The following is a 736-nucleotide window of genomic DNA, read 5'->3' on the forward strand; positions in this document are numbered from 1 at the left end:
TAATTATATATGGGACTTGCCAGGTAAGGTGTAACTGTGAGGCTTGTAACATTAGAAACCTGTGAATAGAAGTTACCATTAACTGAAGATATAACCCTAAAATAGATTTTTTGAGGTTTTGCAGGTACTAAACCAATTAATTTAGCCGCATCATTGATCTGTTTCGTTGTAAAACTTTTAGTATTTACAGATTGAACAATTTTTTCGCCCAATGGGAATTTTTTATCAAAATTTTCATTCGCACTGATTTCAATATTATAATTGATCTCCACAGGAACCGTGTACTTTGCAGGAGTCCAAGTTACTGTCAATGCTGGATTAGTAGGAAAATTGGAATCCAAAATCAAGTTTTGAGTAGATAGATTTGCAATTACTGGACTCTGCGAATCTTCAATTGTAATTATCTCCCTATCTTGACATCCCACAATCATTAAGCTTAATGCAATAAGCGAAAAAATATATTTTATATTAGAATTTTTCATAAGATTGATTTTTAGTAACCAGGATTTTGAGTTAAATTAGGATTAGCCTGCAATGCCGTAGTTGGTATCGGGAATAGTTTATAAGTATCAGGAATTGATGTTCCTTCTTTTACACCTCCTTTCCATGGCCATAGATAAGATCCCCCTGTAAACTTACCAAATCTTATAAGATCTTGTCTTCTCATGCCTTCAAAATTTAATTCTCTTCCTCTTTCATCAAGAATATTTTGTAGGTTGATCGTAGTAAAAGGGAC

Annotated in this window: 2 protein-coding genes; both read right to left on the reverse strand. The window is 33.0% G+C overall.

What is annotated here, in order from left to right; all coding sequences use genetic code 11:
* The coding region (locus ABD994_RS31015) for a SusE domain-containing protein (protein ID WP_345425520.1) at positions 1–425 on the reverse strand (425 nt) is incomplete at its 3' end.
* Positions 426–493: 68 nt separating this feature from the next.
* The coding region (locus ABD994_RS31020; RefSeq protein WP_345425523.1) for a RagB/SusD family nutrient uptake outer membrane protein at positions 494–736 on the reverse strand (243 nt) is incomplete at its 5' end.

Origin of the sequence: Actinomycetospora chlora, from assembly GCF_039542135.1 — a bacterium.
GTDB lineage: Bacteria > Actinomycetota > Actinomycetes > Mycobacteriales > Pseudonocardiaceae > Actinomycetospora > Actinomycetospora chlora.